Below are 17,592 nucleotides of genomic sequence, written 5' to 3'. Positions count from 1 at the left end.
TCACAGCCGCCACCGCAAACTAGAGGGGCGTCGCCGGCAAATGGTTCGCATTGATGACCCGCCTTCGTCAGTTCATCCGGGTAGTAATAGAGTAGGGAGTAATCAGCTCAACACAGGCAATCTGGGGAAAGGCGAATATGAATTGGTTGCGTATCGCATTGGCTCTACTCCTAGCTGCTTGGTTGGGGAGTGGGAGGTTGTACGCTGGGGAGAAGCACTCTGGCTCACAGGCTGTCGCTGAGCAAACGAATGAGGAGACCGAATCTGCGACAACGAGCATTTCTTTGGAGCAGATCTTCATTGCGGTGGGAGCATTCGTCCTGTTTGTACTTGTCGCAATTCTGGCGATTGCCTACTGCCTACAGGCTCAAGAGACGCAGCAGCACACTGCTCAGACGGGTGGGAACTCCTACGACTGGCGGGAGCGGGTTCTCGACACATACACAGAATTGAACATGTGGGAAGCCATCGGACGCGGGGACGGAGACGCACTCCGTGAGGAATTGAAGTTAGTGGAGCTGCGGAGAATTCGCCGGCAAGGCCAATAGACATTGCGACATCGGCCCAGTCGTTCGTTCCTTACCATCCGGAGTATTTTGCTTGAGCTTAAGTCCTCAAATCGGGATCTGGTGGGACGATGGCACAACTCTCGTTGCCATAACCCACGCTCCAGAATCAAACTCATCGGACGGAACGCTCATCGATAGTGAGCTCAACCATTTTGAGGAGTGGGAGCGAATCTCAGAGCAGTTCGGCCTATCGCCGAACGATGAGTACTTTGAAGTTCCACGAGGTCGAGTGTTGCTCAATCGCAGGACTGAAGAGGGAATCATCTACCACGGTAACGCTACCGATCTGTCGCGACTGCAGGTGATTTCTGCTCGGTTTAAGCTGGCCGCCTGGAAGGCACAACGAAACGAGCACTATGACATGGGGCCCGACGTGGACGCCCTTTTTGACGACGACTTCGACGACTGACCCGCCCGTGTCAGCCCGGTTCGCTATTGTGGAACCATGCTCCTGGAGAGACGCATTCCCCGCTGAGGGGATACGGCGGCGGCTACAACCCGTCGGCGACTTGTGATGCACGCAAGTGCCAAGACCAAGCTGACCGACCCTGACCGGGTGGACGGGCCGCCTTGAAGCCTGAAAACCGCAGCTCTCCAGGAGCGTTATTTAACTTCGCATCCTGCCAAAGAGGGATAATTGACGGTTAACGTAACGGTTCATCGGGGCACAGCTACCGTCGGCGGTTCTTGCATCGAGGTTGCCACGGCTCGTACGCGACTGATCCTGGATCTTGGGCTGCCGCTCTTCGATGCCAATCGTGAACCGCTCGACTCGTACCAAATTCGGCGACTCGGCAATTCGGAGATGCAGGCCAGTGGTTTTCTTCCTGGTGTAACTGGCCTGTTCGACGATCAAACTTCTCCAGATGCGATCTTGTTGTCGCACGCCCATCTCGATCACACCGGCCTGCTTGACCGAACATCGACGGACATTCCAGTCTACGCGACCGTCGGAACTAGCAAGATGGCTCTCGCGGGAGCCTTATTCGCAAACCAAGTCGCCATTCCACGCGAACGATTTCGAAAGCTAGTCCCCGAGCAGCCAGTCGTCATTGGGGACTTCACCGTCACTCCGTTCTCCGTCGATCATTCCATCTTCGATTGTGTCGCTCTCCTGATCGAAGCTGGCGGAAAGAGAATCCTCTACTCAGGCGATTTGAGATTGCACGGTCGCAAACCAGGAATGCATAGACGCCTCGTCGAGGTGCTGAGGGATCGACCAATTGACCTGATGTTGATGGAAGGAACGCATTTCGGATTGCCCGACGGCAAACGAACCACCGAATACGACCTTGAGAATGCGATCGTGGACGAGGTCTCGAAGGCATCCGGAATAGTGTTCGCTTCCTTCTCGCCACAGCACGTTGACCGACTCGTCGGGTTCATCAGAGCGGCCAAGAGAACGGGACGAATCTTCGTCCCTGATTTGTACGCCGCCTTCGTGTTGCATCTTGTTGGGAGCCAGCTTGCCGTCCCCGTACCAGGACGGGACAACGATCTTCGCGTTTACTTCCCCAACTCCATGATGGAATCGGCCGAGCGAAAAGGAATCTCGCAGAAGTTCACCGACCTGTTCGAGAAGTGCCGGATTGAGATCGACGAAATCGTATCCACGCCGGAGAAATTTCTAATGGTCTTCCGGCCATCGATGTTTCCAGATTTCACGATGGGATTTCCAGAGAATTCGAGCTGCATTTTTTCGAGCTGGGAAGGATATCTGGAACGACCGGAGTGGAAATCACTCATCGATCCGGCACGGAAAAATCCCCTCCACCTAATACCACTACATACTTCGGGCCATATCCTATCACAGGACATCGTCCGCTTGGTGAATGCGATTGCTCCGCAGCGGCTCGTGCCGGTCCACACTTTCGAGCCGCATGAGTTTCAGCGACAGTTCTCGAACGTCATTCTCCCACAAGACGGCGAGAAGATGACGCTCAGCTAAGCGACATCCTGAAGTGAGCCTAACCTGTTTCGGTTAAGCCGAAGACTCGTTGACGTCCCAGCACGGCTTGAGCCACCTGCAGATGCCTGGAAGCATCTGTTGCAAGATTGAGCGGCCACGCAAAGTCACGCGGGAATGACTCGAACCGGAATGTCATTGAGATTCCCACCGCCTGACGGGCTGCCGAACCTGCGAGCTGACTATCCATTTGACGCTCAAAGCTCTCCAGCCATCCATGTGAGCTGGCGAAGCGATCGTAGTACTGAGTGGGTGCGAGTACCACGAGATCAAGTTCTGTTGCTTGCATGATCGCCGGAGAGTCGGCATCACCTCGTTCTAGCAGGTCTGGTAAAACGCACTGACGGAACAACAAATAGGCGACGCCGTATTGTATGACTTGGATGGCAGCCGACAGTGGTGTGTTTGAATTAACCTTCAGCTCCACGATGGAATACCTATCGCCACTGCGATGGACGAGATCAATCTTGCGTCGCCCTTGGCCATCGAGCGAGCCCGCGTCCACTGGAACTTGATTCCACCAGTTGCCGGGGGTTAGCCGAGCCAGCAATCTTTCAAGCACGACCTCCGAGCTTGGATTGTCTTCGCAGAGTTCTAGGTGTTTAGTGCACCCCCAGCTGTCCGCTGAAACGCGACGATGCTGAAGCTCTGTCGCCGACCGCCATGCCGCCTCGCAGCAGTGGGACATTCGGTCGATGAGATTCTCGTTTCGAAACAGGGCGGGCGACTTAGAAAGTCGTAGGAGGGAAGCGAAATGACTGAAACGAGGAGGTGTACCAGCCCAAGTGTCGTCGAGCAGCAAGAACTCGTCCGCAACTTCGTTCATGCCTTCGAAGCAAGTATTCATACGACTCTTTGCCTGTCCTAACGAGTGATGCAAGTGTCACGTGCGAGCAACCAATTGCATCGTAGCCGTTGGTTCTGACAGACGCGGGACAGCCATCCCGCCGACGTGCTCTCGATGCATCGAAAGACGAAGCTGACAAGCGGACCACGGTTACGTCACCAACTCTCGATCAAACCATCGGCGACTCCTTCCGTCGCTTAAGTCAAGGCGAGTGCCGTCGCTGCCGCACACTATCAAACCTGCGGCCACGCCCTGCAGGCTGTTCATGAGTGATGCCCAAGGAGCACGTAGCTGTAAAATGTCCCGGACTTCTTGCTTGCTGCAGCCGCCGATCACCAGCACCGGTTTAGCCAGCAGCCGTTCCACTGGGACGCCGTGGCAGGCGGTGATTCTATGGCCCAATCCTAAGCGTGCCTTGAGTCTGATGATGTTTTCGATACCCGAACGAATTGAGTTAGCCTGAGCCCGAAGCCGGTCGCTGTACAGCTTCAGTTGACTCGCGACTTCATGAAGCCCGTCAGGCCCTTCTCGCAAACGTACGTCGGCAATCTGTTTCACCTCGACAAAGCAGAAAGTCGAAGTTGCCGAATCGAACGAGAGGATGTCAATTTTGTCAGCTGTTTTATCGCCAGAGAGTTGGAACTTAATTTCCTGGTCCACAATCGTGTTGCCGGTGCAGCAGCAAAGGGCGTGGATGACCGCGTCTTCCGGGCCACCGACGCACTTGATTCTCGATTTGTAGGCTTGCAGGATTTGAGGGCGTGCGTCGCGGAGAGGCCAACCTTCGACTCGCTCGGCGAAATGAAAGTCTTCTTCATGCAGTGCAAGCTGCACAACGGGTTTAGGCGGTGGATAAATTGGAATGTACTTTTGATGGGTCGTCCCGCTGAGGACGCCGTCCCGTAGTCGTAGATCGCGAATCAACGCGGCACCGCGATAGTAGACGGTGACGGCGTCTCTCCTGATCTCAGGAAAAAGGTCATTGTCCTGGCGAATGTTCGCCCAAAACTTCGTTGCGAGGAGGGCTTGGATGAAGTCATTGCTAAGTGAGCGGAGCATCCTGATGCCTGGTCATGACGAGGAGCAGTCGGCAGCCGAGAATCGCTTGGTGAACGAGTGCCAAAAGGCTACTCATTGACTCTGCCAATAGTGGGGCACTGCCTGCTGCGTCGGTGACGACTCAGAGTCATGCGTACCCCGCAGAGGCTCTCGTGCAACCGGAGCCAGAAGGCTTTGCTGCAGAGAAGTTCAAAGTTCGGAACCGATTTCATGAGGCGGTGTGCCCCACAGCTGTCAGATATGTGCACTATGATCCGCGACTTCCTCAATAAGAGTCCGCGAGTGCATCTGAGTGGCGAAGAAGCCAAACCCGCAGCGAAGCGATGCAGAACGTCGTGCACGACAGGTGCAGCGATTGGCTCGCGTCGTGCGAGCGTTGCATTGCATCATGGGCGGCGGTCGCTGGGATGCTGAAGCTCTCGCCCAAGAACTGGGCTGCTCAGTACGCACGGTCCACCGGATTCTCCAAACGCTTGCCGAGGCAGGCGTGCCCTATCGCTTCGACCCCGAGACCAGAGCGTATAAGGTCCCTCGGGGATTCAAGTTCCCAGGCATCGAGCCTGCTGCCGAAGCTTCGCAGGCGGGCGATTCGCGACGACTCATTGCGTCCGCTCGACGACTGCTTGGCGATCTTGAGCGAACAAGTGCGAGCTTACGTGAGCTATTGGCCAGCTTCGAAGATGGGGCCTAGCTGCTGGGCCGGTGCTTAGGCACTTCTCTCCTTGCATCCACGGGGCCACCTGCCACTGTGCGGTCGCCTGCGGATTTGCTGCAGTTTTCCTGCCGAATAGAAGTCGCCTGCGGCTGGGTATTTACGTCAAGATTACCTGCTCGCCGCGGGGGCCGTTGGTTCCCGGTTGAAAGACGCACGGTTTATTAGGGAGTTTCGAAATGAGAAGTAAGACGGGGATGTCTGCAGACCTTCAGGTTGAGACGATCGACGCTGCACGGCTACGGTATGGATCAGAGGCACGCCTTCAGCAAGTCCCGGCGGCCTACCCCAGGCTCGAGCGGGCGGAGAAAACGCAGCGTTGGGCTGACCTTATGAACGAGTACGGCACAGAGGCTCATGTGCTCCCGTTTGAGGCCGGTCTCAGTGAAGCACGAGATCTTGTCGAAGCCGTAAAGAACTTTATCAGCACAGGTGGGGCCGCGGAGAGCGTCGATGCTCTAGGGAACGAGTTGCTGGGCTTCGAGAGAACCATCGACGAAATTGAGAAGCAAGTCGAGGAAATCGCTGAGATGAAACTTTTGTCGCAGCGGATCCATATGCGGCGGCATGTGATTACTCTCCGCGGTCGAGTTGTCGCCATGGCAGACTCCCGGAAAGAGCTCTTGGCGGAACTGACCAAGTAGTTCCCTAGCCTCGCGATCGGGAGGGGAGCGCAACTCGCTCCCCTCCTGTCTGGCATTCGGACCAGGGAAGGCCCGTTGAGAGGGTACTTAATAGAGCAAGGAACGTAATTACACCTTTCGAGATCATCGGGTAGATCGTGGCATCAGTTCGTGCTGTCCAAGTGTTGAAACATCCTAACGGCAGATCGCCGTACTGGTATTTGCGATGGTGGCAACCGAAGCCGAATGGCGGTGGTTGGAAAGAAAAATGGAAGTCGACGAAGACTACCGTTAAAAAAGACGCGGAGCGTCAGCGTCGTCAACTGGAACGTGAACTCGAAGGCGGGCTGAAAGAGTGCGACGACCCGCCCTGGGATCATTTCGTTGAATTCTTCATCGACACCTATGGGGTTCGCCGACCGAAGACGACGATGTCCCTTTATGGTCACTGCCTCAACGCATTCAGTAACCTGGCCAAACCGAAACGTCTTTCAGCAGTGACTCGAATCGTCATTGAAGACTTCGCCAATGAGCGGCTCCGCCTAGGGGCGGCGGCGGCGACGGTGAATCGAGACCTTCGTCACCTGCGGGCTGCACTCCGCTGGGCAAAGCGACGTGGCTTGATTCAGGAGGCCCCAGATTTTCACGGATTGTTTATCAGGGAGGAGCGGAAGAAACCGACGATTATTCCGGATGAGGACTTCATTGCCATTCTTGCCGCTGTGAAGAATCCGGAGTTGAAGTTGAAGCATCGCTCTGCCGCCTGGTGGCGAGTCTTCCTGTATCTTTCCTTCTACCTCGGCGTGCGGCGAGGCGAACTCCTGGGGATGAGCTGGAACGACGTTAATCTCGAACGGCAGGAGGTCCGCGTCGTAGCCGGCACGTCGAAGGGCCGAAAAGAAAGAATGGTCCCGATGGGGGACGACTTGGCGGCCATCCTGAAGGTATGGCACACGGAATCAGCGGCGAAACCTAGCGATCCCGTGCTGCCGTGGCCTCATGATTCTTATCGCAGCGTGTACGCGGACTGGCATGCCATTCAGGACGCGGCCGGCATTCCGGCTGACGCCCACTACGTACCCAAGAACTGTCGGTCCAGCTGTGCCTCCGCACTCATCGCCAGCAATGTCCCGACCGTCGTCGTGAAAGACTTCTTGGGCCATGCTAATGTGGCGACGACGGAGAATTACTACATCAACACCCGCCCGGCCCTGCGGGCGGCGGCCAACGCTCGCAAAATCCACATGGACGAAGCTGGGAGTTCTGCGAGCCCCACGAACACAAGTGATTCACCGGCTCAAGGCGAATCCGAAGAAGTGTAGAACTGGCTGTAGAACTACTTCTTTTAGAATGGGTTTTCCACGGGCGATTTCGAGCGAAATGCCCGGGAAAACCAAGGTACCGGAGAAAGGACTTGAACCTTCACTCCCTTGCGGGAACTGGATTTTGAGTCGCGCTTAACGAGTGCTTCTTTTGAATTGCCTCACATTGCAAATGCGTCGTAAAGCCCTCTCAGGAAAAGAATTGACGGCGCGGTGATGTTTCGAATGGATTGTACCTGTGTCGTGTAGCGTTGCCAACATTGTCCCCAGTTTGTCCCCACGTCTGCCTTTCGGATTAGGCCGAACGAAAGACGTAGCTACACAGCAACATCGGTCGTGAACACCTCCGCGCGCAAGCTACTTGCCGTTTCGCCATGTGGCCGGCCGACGGACTCACCTGCCATCAGGCACCGGTCGCAGGAAAGAGTGGGGCTTCCGCAAATGGCTCAGGACGGTTCGTCCTGGGGCACGAGCCAAGCACGCTCCTAGACGGCTACACGCCATCAGCTTTACGACAATTTGATGGCAGTCGGTGGATTCTCCAGTTGCGACATTCGCTCAGTTTCAGCCTTCGGAAGGTGATGCAACTGACACAGGTTCAATCAAATGTGGATTGACCGAGGGACATCCCTGCAGGCCACGACGAGCGAACCGAATTTCCATTGATGGAGGCGCCTTCCTGTTATGGCAAAACAGTACAGCACCTGGCTTATTGTTAACGATAGTCGCCTGAAAGCCACTTGGCGGCCAATTGGCATACTCCCCGCGAGTAGATACCAATGGCGGCCTCAGAGTCCCCGCTCAGGATGAACTGGTGGCAGGGCAGTACTATCTCGTGGTAAATCCGTTCGTATTCGCCTGCGGGAGCGCTGGACGCATCGATGCGATCGACGATTTGCGGGGCGATGGCGTAATAGGCCCCCACGAGCTCCCTGCCTTGGTCTGACGCGAGTAGACAACCATCCCGAAAGGCCCTGAGAGTCGCAAGGACTCGCTCGCCATTCTGAGTGGATAGCGACCGTACCGCAGCCGTCGTTAGAAAACATCCTCCTCCACCGCCACCTCCAGTTGCCTTCTTCCATGTATCGCTGACTTTTCCGCCAGCGTTTTTCCATCCGCTGCTGGCTTGGCCACCGTAATACTTGGCTCCACCAGAAATCTGACTTCCATAGTACTTGGCTCCGCCCGAAATCTGGCCACCGTAATACTTGGCTCCGCCGGAGATCTGGCCACCGTAGTACTTGGCTCCGCCGGAGATCTGGCCACCGTAGTACTTGGCTCCGCCGGAGATCTGGCCACCGTAGTACTTGGCTCCGCCGGAGATCTGGCCACCGTAGTACTTGGCTCCGCCGGAGATCCGGCCACCGTAGTACTTGGCTCCGCCGGAGATCCGGCTGCCGTAATACTTGGCTCCACCTTCAATACCAGTGCTCGTCTCCCAGCCGTTGCGGAATCGATCGGAGTAGTAGCTCCACCCACCTGAAACAGCATCGCTATAATATTGCCACCCATCCCGAGCAGACTGCGTATGGTAATTCCAACCTCCACTTGCAGATCTGCCGTAATAGCGGGCCCCGTCGCCGAATCGTCTGCTGTAGTAGTCGATTCCTCCCAGTGCGTCGAAGCGATTATTCAGCTCGATCGCGATTGTCGCGACTATTACATATGGATTCAGCCCCACTGCCAAGTGCCAAGCTGCGCTAGGTCCCGCGTAGAGATAAGTAATCCCAAGAGCCCAAGCAAAATCGCTGAAAAGATTCGCCCAGCCCTGCGTTCCCTTTGAGAAGGTCAGGTCGTATTCCCCAGAGAAAATGCCCTCCCCAATTCCCCACCAACTCCTCCATACAAGGGCAGCATCCGCGTAGGCTAATGCCAAATGCAATCCCGAATGAGGATGGACATAGTTTGCAAACCATACCGCCGCTGGGTCACCGTAAGTGTTGTACATCCCATAACGGTTTTGAATCGCGTCATATTCCTCGTCGTGCCGCTTGGCCGCCGCATCTACCGGAGTAACCGGCTCTCGGCCATAATGCCGATCGTACTCACGCGGAGTACGTGGACTTGGCCCGAGGTAATGACCATACCAGGGTCCATCAATTGGTCCGCCGTCGTCCATCCTTAGATTCGAGTCCATCCACGGGTCTTCAGGAGTGGTCCGATATCTCTCGGAAGTGCCAAAGTGGTACTGCCACGCTCCAGAAGCTATTTCACGATAATACTGCCATCCACCACTGATATCGCGTCCGTAGTAGTCTGCCCCGTTCTTAATTCTACGCCCGTAATATTTAGCTGCTCCGGATGCTCGGCCACCGTAGTAATCCCATCCGCCCTTACTCCTTCTGCCGTAATACCTCCTTCCACCGCTCGCTTGACGCCTGTAGTACTTGGCCCCTTCACTGGCGTCGCTGTCGGGCGTAGATACTTTGGTCGACACGCGCACAGCCGATGGGGCCTCCTTGGAAGCGAATGCCCCCAGTCGAGATGGCATTTGCAGGTTCTGCTGCGTGGAACGAATTTGTTTTGCCAGAGCAGGAATCATGTTGTATGAGTCCCCTGAGCCTGCCGTTGCGGATTGACGACGCGACCAATCTGAGGCCGCAGCGCCCTCAGGTAGAACGGATATCGCAAGGCAAGGTCTGGACTTGGAAATGACCGATTCTCTCCAGTTGGGTTCGTGCCATCTTCGTCAGGGATGGGCGCGGGAGTCGCAGCGGGGGGGACGATCAACTGCATTCGATACGTCTTAACCGCCGACATTCGCTGCTTACTATCCACAAATCGTGACTCCTTCAATCCGCCTGGAATGGGCTGACCGTTCGAGTCAAATTGGCCATCCAAGAGTTTCTTGTTCGTCTCGCTGTCCATGTCCCGAAACAGCCGAATGAATGCGGATGTGCCACCATTGAATGCATCAGTCAGCGACCATTTCAATACGATTCCCCATCCAGTTAAATCGTAGGGTGCGCGACTTGGGCTAGCCGGGTGAGGCGGTCGGGTCACCAGTGGAGCGGAGTTATCGGACCATTCAGATACCCCGCCAACGGCATCGTCACGGGCTCGAATCGCTACTACATAGCCCACATTCGGACGGGCTGGAGTATTGTCGGGGAGATGATCGAACGTGTACGGACGCTGGACGATAGCTGCAAACTCAATACCATTCACCTGGAGATCATATATTGCGATTCCGTTGACTTCATTCCATGTGAGTATCAGCCGATCATGTCGCCGGTCGGCCGGAGACTGCAAGAACGGTGGGCCAGGTTTGTCCGGGCGCGTGGCAATCGTTGCGGGATCGGACCAAGTACCTGCTCCATCCGCGGCGCTGACACCACGAACCCTAACCTGCTGATGCTGGTTTGCAAGAAGTCCCCCAAGGAAGACGCCCTTCGAGGCATTTTGTCGAACGTCCTCGGCACCAAATCGGATGTCGTAAGTATCAGCGTCGGCGACGTCCATCCAACTCAGCCGGAGCGAACTCGCACGCCGAGACGCTTCGCGTTCCGCGTTCATAGAACCGAACAGGACTGGCGGTACAGGTTTTGTGGGTACGGGCATGCCGCAACTCCGTCAGAACAAAGGACAAACACTTTCCTTGTACATTAGGGGACAATGATCTTCGTGGTGTTGCGATCGAACTGATAGTAAATGGGCAGTTTACGCCGTCCGTGACCATCCACGGGATTGTCGCATTCAATCAAGATTTCCCACTCATCATCATCGGCTTCATGTCCTCGAATCCCGCGAATACGACCTCGGAAATCCTCCGCCACATTCGCTTCAAAGAGATCAGCAGCGCGAACAATCACATCCAGTCCGATCCTGAGCATCCCGAAGTATTGCACTCTGCCCACGAGGAAGACGACCGCGTCGTTCTCGATTCGCATGACCGCTTCGCCCGGCTGTACGCACTCCCCAACGTCCTTGAAGACTGCTGTCACGATTCCAGAAATCGGAGATGTCAGGTAACTTTCCGCGAAAGTCACCTGAAGTCGACGGACTTCAGCATCCATCGCAGCGTTCTCGTCAGCAATGATCCTCTCAGTGTGCGGAGCGCTCACCGCAGCGATGGATTGCTGCATTTTTTCGCTTGAGAAGCCAGCCTGAAGCTGCTTGTGGGAAATACTGTTGTCAAGGCGTGGATGGAAGAAGGTCGGGTTGTCGGACTCGGAAATCTGCTTCCCAGTATTTTTAGTTACTGATTCCTGGGACTTATCAATGAATTGTCCTTCCTCCTTGCGCCATTCAAAGTCATTTGAATTTTCCTTCTTTCGCCGGGAGTAAGGAAAGGACGCCATGCGCTCAGATTTGTGCTTCTGCACAAGCTTTTCGGTCTGATCGTCGGTTACCTCATACACTTTAGTGTCCAGCTCCTTTTCATCCGGCGTGTCGTATTCACTATTAACACCGATCGTGTTGCGCACGCTAGTTTCTGTCGTCACCTTGTAGTCATTGGAGACCGATGATTCAGTCTTGACTTGAGTGACAACCGCTGGCGCACCGTTTTGCTGACTGGTTTGGTGGGCTTGATCAATAGCTGAAAAGCGATTTGTTGCCTCCGTTTGCAACTGAGGCAGGAGACCCAAGATTGACTGAAACCCTTGCGTCAAAGCCTGCTGGATCGCTGCAGCATGCTTGAATCTATCGAAGTATGTCCCTTCGCGACGCGCGATTGCCTGGTCCAATGCGGCTGCGATCGACTCATTTCTGAGTGCGAACAGATAAGGTGATGCTACGCCAGCTGTCATGGCGCCCGCAACTTCAGCAGAGTCATACTTCAGTCGAGCATTGTCATCTCGATTCGGTGAGTTCGCAGGTAGGCCGTGGCCCGGGTGGCGTGGGTCGTTTACGTCCGAGATTGTTTCCCCGAGGTGAGCATACAACTGTTCTTCGATGCTGTATGCCTGCACCGTCTGGCCGAGATACGCAGGGCCTGTCTTGTTCTGGTGGTTATAATTCTGCTTCGCAATGACGCCTGGCACACTGAAGCACAGGTCTGCGGAACGGCTTGGGAGAACCTGGAGATGACGGATGTTTGCTGTGGTTTCTGGCATGTTGGCAGCGCCTGTCCTGGGGGGGGTGAAGTCGGATTCTGCGTTACGACAGCTTTACAGCAGGTACCATTAGCTGACAGTCTACGTAGGAATCGTGGGTGGACTTTGCCCAGATAGCAGTCAACTTGTCCAGGCTCACTGTGTATGACTCACCAGGTTGTAGCTTACCAAAACTGTCTTCCTGTGCAGGTTGGGCTTGCTTGTAGCCAAACTCTACGACTTCTCCCACGTCATCAACACGGATGGTAAGCAGGACTGGCACAGCGAGGATTCTCTGCGAGTCGGCCTTAATTTCCGCTCCGCCCCACAAATAGGTAACCTCGTTCCTGCGAATCTTGACACGAAAACGATCCATGCTGGACTCCAGTTGCTTCGAGTTGAGTGATGAACAGAAATGGCGGACAGTGAAAGGAGATGAGCAGTAGGTCCACCAAGTCTAAGGTGATCCAACCGGACCTTTGTAAAGCAGCTTCCAAGGCTTGGCATCACCGTCGAACCGAAGCAAATACTCCTGTGCGAGTCCGCGTCCATGTGTAATGCGGAGCACACGAGTTGTAACCCATTCGAGATGAATTGGGCATGCGGAATCAATGTCGATCTGAACAATATGAGGTCCAGGATCAGTTCCCGATGCCGGATACTCATTTCGGCCACAAGTCAATGGAAACAGATCCTCACCCTTCCAACCAAAGGCTGTGAATCCGGCAGTCCCGTAGCAGATGGCGAATGTGCCTCGATCATTCTTGGCTGGCATCAAGACTCGCCCGTTTGCACACAAGTCGATGCCATCGGGTACGGAGTATCGCTGCGCGCTCTCGTTGAAGAATGCCTCAACGACATCGTGGCGCGAACCTCGAATGTGAACCTGGAGATCGGAAGATTCGTTGCCAGCTTTGTAGATGGTGGTGCATGGCTGGCACCAGCAGTAGACAGTAGGGCAGCATTGGCGAGCGCGTTCGGCGAGTAAAGGAGTGCTGTTGAAAGCTGTAGCCATGAAGACTAAGAGAACTGCGGTGCCACGAGCCATGTTTGGAACTCCGGAGGGGCTGTTTGGAGAGATGCTTAAGACTCGATAGGGTTCTACCAATCGAGGCGCCGTCGCTTCGCTCAAGGCGCAAATTCGAGATTCGATTGAATCGGGCTACGAGTTGGATCGTTCCTGGTTCACCTCAGTGCGCGGTGAAGCGAACTGAGCGCAAATTACAGACGGTTCGTCGAAAGCAAAGGACACTCAGTTGGATCGCTCTGAGCGTTGGCGGGCTACCCTTTGGAGGTTTCTCTGAAGTCGCTAATGCGGCAATCTCAATGGACAGGGAGTCATGCAAGAGGGGGCGTCAAACGGAATCGTGAAACGGGCTTGAGGCATTTTGAGTGGTACTACGCGTTACTCAACATTCAATCTCATGCGAAACAACCTTATTGATGAATAGCTCGCTGCAATTCGCCGGGGCCGTCAACCGTTCGAGTTGATGATCCGCAACGTGCGTTTGCAAGTCCTTGCTCTGCGATACCGCGGCGCGGTCGCCGATAATTAGTTGGCACTAAGCGCGGATGGCTCTGCTCTCGCTCCGCTAACCAACGATCTTCGCCTCCTCATTCCGATCGATGGACAAGTTCATTTCTCGCCGACGTTATAGTTGAGTCGGACAGCTCATTTGTGAATTGCTGCATTGAGGGTTTCAACAACGAGCTGTAGCCGCGAGAGCTGTTCCTCAATTCAGCTTTACTATGCTTCATGTCTTAGCGATTTAACCTCCATCGCCAGTGCATTGAACTTCCTCGAGGCGTCTTCATGGGACATCATGGATTCTTTGGAGTAACACAGCGAAGTTGCCTCCACGACAATGTCGTCCAGTCTTGCATTTATTTCATCGCTAATGCCGTTACTTAACGCGTCATGTGTTCTCTGCACCTCCTCAAGCAGATCCAAGTACATCGAGCAGATCGATTCGCACTCAAGGCCGATTTCTGCGATGTCAGATGAGGAAGGTGTCGTCGCTTTTGTTAAACTGTCAAAGTAAGTCATAGCGGGTACGGTAGTTCCGCTAGTATGTCCTCTTTTCTGCAGATTGACAACACAAATAAGTGGCGATGGTCAACTATGTTGAGTTTCTGTGCGCTAGTGTCGTACTCAACGAAGGGGATGCTCATATCCTGTTGTCGGCTCCTGAGTTTGCCAAGAGCCTCTGTTGTGTCTCGGATTGTCACTTGTTCTTTGTCGGAAAAGTGATGTAGGTCGCGTATCGCGGCGAGGAGTTGCGCACGAGTAACGCCAGTTCTGAGTTCCGATGCCGGGATATCGATTAGAGCTCGAACTATATAGTAGTTCAAATAAGAAGACTCTACGTTTCCGGTGTGTTGTTCGACGCCTAGCGCCTGCAGTATCTGAATTAGCTCGGGATACGTGGCTTGCAGGTTTTCGCTGATGGCCTCATCGACCCTGCCCGCATCGATAAGCTCTCGCTCTTGTAAGCACCTTTCGTCAACTCCATGCAACTGGCAGTAAACTCTCAGTAGCTCATGTAGGATACCGACATTCCCAAAGCATAGATTCTTGAATCGCTGTCGCACTTCCTCGCGTATGGTTATGTTCAGAAGCTCGGCACCAGAGTCTATTATCGAGTCGAATTCCTCGTCGTGCCATGGCTCGACAGGTATTATGCTGAGTCTGCCGCTGAGGTCTCTGTTGTAAAATTGAAGCTTATTAGACTCTTTCCATACTCCGAGTATTAGAAATCGCACTCCTAGTTCATGGAATGTTTTTAAGTCAAATGCTAGTCGCTTCTGCACATCGGCCGCTAAGTAGTGGAAGTTCTCAAGAACAATGAGGCGACGTTCGTTCAAGAGGCTCAGCAGACCGCATAAAGACTGTGCATCGGGAAATTCGTACGTTTGGCCTTGAAGTACGACAGTGCCCCGGCCGCTGCGCCATATGTTTGCTTGGGTTTGCTGTTTAACATTGCTTGGGACGTTAAGGTAGGCAATTGGGTGGTTGCGGCTTGCCACCGCAACTCCTGCATTTCGAATAATTTTTGCGTATATCGTATTTATGTTGTCCGATGGTGAGCAATGCACGGTATTGCAATGCGCGTCGGGCAGGTATCGTTTTCTGAGGCAAGTCTTGCCTTGTTTCGCTCCTCCGTGGATCACTAGGTGCGTCTGGGCTTTTATGGCTCGCTTGAAAGCGCCGTCGGCATTTTGGCGTTCGACATACGATAGGGGCAGCTCAATTCCTATGCCAAATACTTCCTGAAGTTGGGGCATGTTTCACCTCAAAGTTGTGATGCCGGGGTGTGAAAGGAACTCGTTCCAGATAGCTCTAGGTACTTCGCTAAGGAATTCCGACCTCTTGCTTAATGTTTCGATCCTAGTGCGATATGAGGTAGCGATGTGGTTAAATATCCGCTCTGGAATCACTAGTGAGCGTTTGGCAGGCGGCGCGTTCGGCACCTGAAGTTGAAGCCAAAATGCCTCTTCCTCGTTTCGCAACAGTGCTAAAAAAGCGAGGCTAGATCGTACTCTTTCCGTGAAATCCTTACGGCGAAAAGCGAATGTGCGTGATTGACTTGCCCTAGTCACGTCATCTACCGGTGTGACAATTGCGATTGCGTCGATATAAGCTGGCTCAAAGAGTAGGTTGAGGTGGGCTGCGACGACCTTGCCATCAATGTCTAGCAGCGGAACTCCGCGATGACTGTACCTGCGCAACATTTCCTTCTCTCTGAAATACTTTATGCAATTTTGAATTTGCGAGCCCTCGTAGCCCCAGTGAACCAGGCTGGCCTCAAGCTCGCGTTCATCGGTGACAGAGCGTCTTAGCAGTTGAGCAAGATGAATTCCTAGGAGCAGCGGATAGCGAGCAACTACGTCGATATCGGCGTAGAAGAGATTCGCAATGGCATTAGAATCGCGCTGATGATGTGAGTGATAGCCGGTCAGTAGCCCGTCAAGCAACGCGTAGTTGCTCATTGAGCTGTGATTTGGTTGATTCGCAAATTGACGCGCTAGCGAGTTGCTAGAAAGCATTTGTCTCCAAAGCGCTACTAGTCGTCGCATGCTGTCTGAAGCTAAAAGCTCCAGAAGTGACAATATCCGCGGCCTAGAAGTGGCAAAAACGGTCCTAATAAATTCTTGGCATGCACTGTTGCTGAAAGTTTCAATTGGCCCTGAACCATCGGGTGAGGTGGGGACGGCGACGGACCTGCCGTCTCGCTGCACCTGCGCTAAGCTGGCGTCACACCTCAGTTGCAGAACCTTTTCGTGTTTCGGGGGGCCCACCTGAATGATATCGTGATCCGGAAGAGGATGCTGACTGTGTTGAATGTTGACGAACGTCTCTGGCCAAGCAGGTAAGTATATGCGCCAAAGTGCGTCACCATGCGTGTCATAGAGCCATTGACGAATCTGCGTTACTACGTGCTCAAGGACTGGGGTATCGGATTGGTCGAGATCATCCAGGCAGAGCACGAGGTAGCGAAACGGCAGTTTGTTCTCACGGGCGAGAGTTTTACCGAGAAACTGAAAAGCTGCGTTTACAAACGTTCGGTCATCAACACCTCGGCTATTAATGTGCAAGCCGCGGTACTCGAAAGCAGAGTAGCCTGCGATGCGTTGCTGGGTAGCATGGTGCGGCGAGTCCCATCCGCCAACTAAGTCGTCCCAGATGGCGTAGTCGTTGAGCGAGGTTAGGTCGCAGTTGTGCCTTCTAAAGGCACTCTCAATGTCTAACTTCACTGATGGGAAGAAATAGTTGTCAAATTGCTCGGCGGTCGAAATTCCGCGGCATCTAACGTTCAGTATCAGCTTATGGTCGTACCGATGGGAATTAGTGCTTGGGCAGTGAGACCTGAGGAAGTAGTTAACCAAGGTGCTCTTGCCGATACCTGCCTCACCGATGAGTACAACCAGCTTCTTGCCGCTGTCATCCCAGAATTGTTCGTTGAGCAGGTCTTCGTATGGAGTTTTGCTCGTTGGGCAAGTGTAATCGGAGGCTTTCCACGCTCGCTCAGAAACATAGAGCTGCGCGTCTGAGGGTAGGAATGTCCCCTTCCCTGGTAGTATCTGCTCGTTGAACGCAGAATTGAAAGCCTCGCGGAAGCACTTCGCAATGGCGTTTTTGTCCACTGCCTTCCTGCTGCTTTGGAATGGAAGGAGCGCTGTACGCAGGTGGGGGTGTTGCATTGAAGATTGAATGCCGGCGTTCTGGCTAACGAGTTTATTAAAGAGACCAGTCAACTACGCAGATCAGGTAGTTGGCGATTCGGAAATTGAAACTAGCGGGCGTAGATATTGTTATGAGGCCTTGTTGGAAGAGGGGGGGGCGTTGCTGTTTCAGCGGATAAGAATTACTGGTGTAGTCGCTTGTTGAGTTTTCGCAAATTGAGTGATAGCGGTTTTAGATCAATATGCTGGTCGAGCAGTTGTGATTCTTACAGTT

General features: G+C 54.1%; 15 protein-coding genes. 5 read left to right on the top strand and 10 right to left on the bottom strand.

The genetic code is table 11. The features are described from left to right. The first annotated feature begins 600 nt into the window (after positions 1–600). Together ACQY7R_RS09925 and ACQY7R_RS09920 are read left to right on the top strand one after the other, a co-directional pair. The gene (locus ACQY7R_RS09925; protein WP_428305443.1) at positions 601–978 is read left to right on the top strand and encodes a hypothetical protein; all 378 of its coding nucleotides are present in this window, start codon (positions 601–603) and stop codon (positions 976–978) included. A 396-nt stretch (positions 979–1,374) separates the two neighbouring features. Beyond that, on the top strand, positions 1,375–2,517 hold the full coding sequence (locus ACQY7R_RS09920; protein WP_428305442.1) for an MBL fold metallo-hydrolase: 1,143 nt from the start codon (positions 1,375–1,377) through the stop codon (positions 2,515–2,517). Between the two features lie 19 nt (positions 2,518–2,536). Here ACQY7R_RS09920 and ACQY7R_RS09915 read toward each other — a convergent pair whose 3' ends face one another. Together ACQY7R_RS09915 and ACQY7R_RS09910 are read right to left on the bottom strand one after the other, a co-directional pair. Next, positions 2,537–3,382: a hypothetical protein gene (locus ACQY7R_RS09915; protein ID WP_428305441.1), complete on the bottom strand. Its 846-nt coding sequence runs from the start codon at positions 3,380–3,382 to the stop codon at positions 2,537–2,539. A gap of 150 nt (positions 3,383–3,532) precedes the next feature. Then, positions 3,533–4,441 carry a hypothetical protein gene (locus ACQY7R_RS09910; protein WP_428305440.1) on the bottom strand — a complete coding sequence of 303 codons (909 nt, stop codon included), beginning with the start codon at positions 4,439–4,441 and terminating at the stop codon, positions 3,533–3,535. A gap of 292 nt (positions 4,442–4,733) precedes the next feature. Here ACQY7R_RS09910 and ACQY7R_RS09905 point away from each other — a divergent pair, with 292 nt between their 5' ends. From ACQY7R_RS09905 to ACQY7R_RS09895, 3 genes are all read left to right on the top strand, one after another. Continuing rightward, positions 4,734–5,132, top strand: coding sequence for a helix-turn-helix domain-containing protein (locus ACQY7R_RS09905; RefSeq protein WP_428305439.1), 399 nt, complete (start codon positions 4,734–4,736; stop codon positions 5,130–5,132). 200 nt (positions 5,133–5,332) lie between these two features. Then, on the top strand, positions 5,333–5,797 hold the full coding sequence (locus ACQY7R_RS09900) for a hypothetical protein (RefSeq protein WP_428305438.1): 465 nt from the start codon (positions 5,333–5,335) through the stop codon (positions 5,795–5,797). A gap of 161 nt (positions 5,798–5,958) precedes the next feature. Then, positions 5,959–7,098: a tyrosine-type recombinase/integrase gene (locus tag ACQY7R_RS09895; RefSeq protein WP_428305437.1), complete on the top strand. Its 1,140-nt coding sequence runs from the start codon at positions 5,959–5,961 to the stop codon at positions 7,096–7,098. A gap of 715 nt (positions 7,099–7,813) precedes the next feature. On the opposite strand, the gene ACQY7R_RS09890 is transcribed toward ACQY7R_RS09895, so the two are convergent. The 8 genes from ACQY7R_RS09890 to ACQY7R_RS09855 all read right to left on the bottom strand — a co-directional run bounded on the left by ACQY7R_RS09890 (position 7,814) and on the right by ACQY7R_RS09855 (position 17,279). Further along, the gene (locus ACQY7R_RS09890) at positions 7,814–9,640 is read right to left on the bottom strand and encodes a CFI-box-CTERM domain-containing protein (protein WP_428305436.1); all 1,827 of its coding nucleotides are present in this window, start codon (positions 9,638–9,640) and stop codon (positions 7,814–7,816) included. Beyond that, positions 9,637–10,560, bottom strand: a complete 924-nt coding sequence (locus ACQY7R_RS09885; protein ID WP_428305435.1) for a hypothetical protein — start codon at positions 10,558–10,560, stop codon at positions 9,637–9,639. Before ACQY7R_RS09885 ends, ACQY7R_RS09890 begins: the two co-directional genes overlap by 4 nt. A gap of 143 nt (positions 10,561–10,703) precedes the next feature. After that, positions 10,704–12,155, bottom strand: a complete 1,452-nt coding sequence (locus tag ACQY7R_RS09880; protein ID WP_428305434.1) for a hypothetical protein — start codon at positions 12,153–12,155, stop codon at positions 10,704–10,706. A 43-nt stretch (positions 12,156–12,198) separates the two neighbouring features. Next, complete coding sequence (locus ACQY7R_RS09875) at positions 12,199–12,510, bottom strand: hypothetical protein (RefSeq protein ID WP_428305433.1); 312 nt, start codon at positions 12,508–12,510, stop codon at positions 12,199–12,201. Positions 12,511–12,591: 81 nt separating this feature from the next. Then, positions 12,592–13,182 (bottom strand): hypothetical protein, encoded by a 591-nt coding sequence (locus tag ACQY7R_RS09870; protein ID WP_428305432.1) that lies wholly within the window; start codon positions 13,180–13,182, stop codon positions 12,592–12,594. Between the two features lie 699 nt (positions 13,183–13,881). Continuing rightward, the gene (locus ACQY7R_RS09865) at positions 13,882–14,181 is read right to left on the bottom strand and encodes a hypothetical protein (protein WP_428305431.1); all 300 of its coding nucleotides are present in this window, start codon (positions 14,179–14,181) and stop codon (positions 13,882–13,884) included. Further along, complete coding sequence (locus tag ACQY7R_RS09860; protein ID WP_428305430.1) at positions 14,178–15,419, bottom strand: hypothetical protein; 1,242 nt, start codon at positions 15,417–15,419, stop codon at positions 14,178–14,180. Before ACQY7R_RS09860 ends, ACQY7R_RS09865 begins: the two co-directional genes overlap by 4 nt. Before the next feature lie 3 nt (positions 15,420–15,422). After that, positions 15,423–17,279, bottom strand: coding sequence for a hypothetical protein (locus tag ACQY7R_RS09855; protein WP_428305429.1), 1,857 nt, complete (start codon positions 17,277–17,279; stop codon positions 15,423–15,425). Between the last annotated feature and the right edge of the window lie 313 nt (positions 17,280–17,592).

The sequence above is a fragment of the Lacipirellula sp. genome, assembly GCF_965279485.1.
GTDB lineage: Bacteria > Planctomycetota > Planctomycetia > Pirellulales > Lacipirellulaceae > Lacipirellula.
Note: the sequence above shows the minus strand (reverse complement) of the source record. Positions and strands in the feature narration are given on the sequence as shown.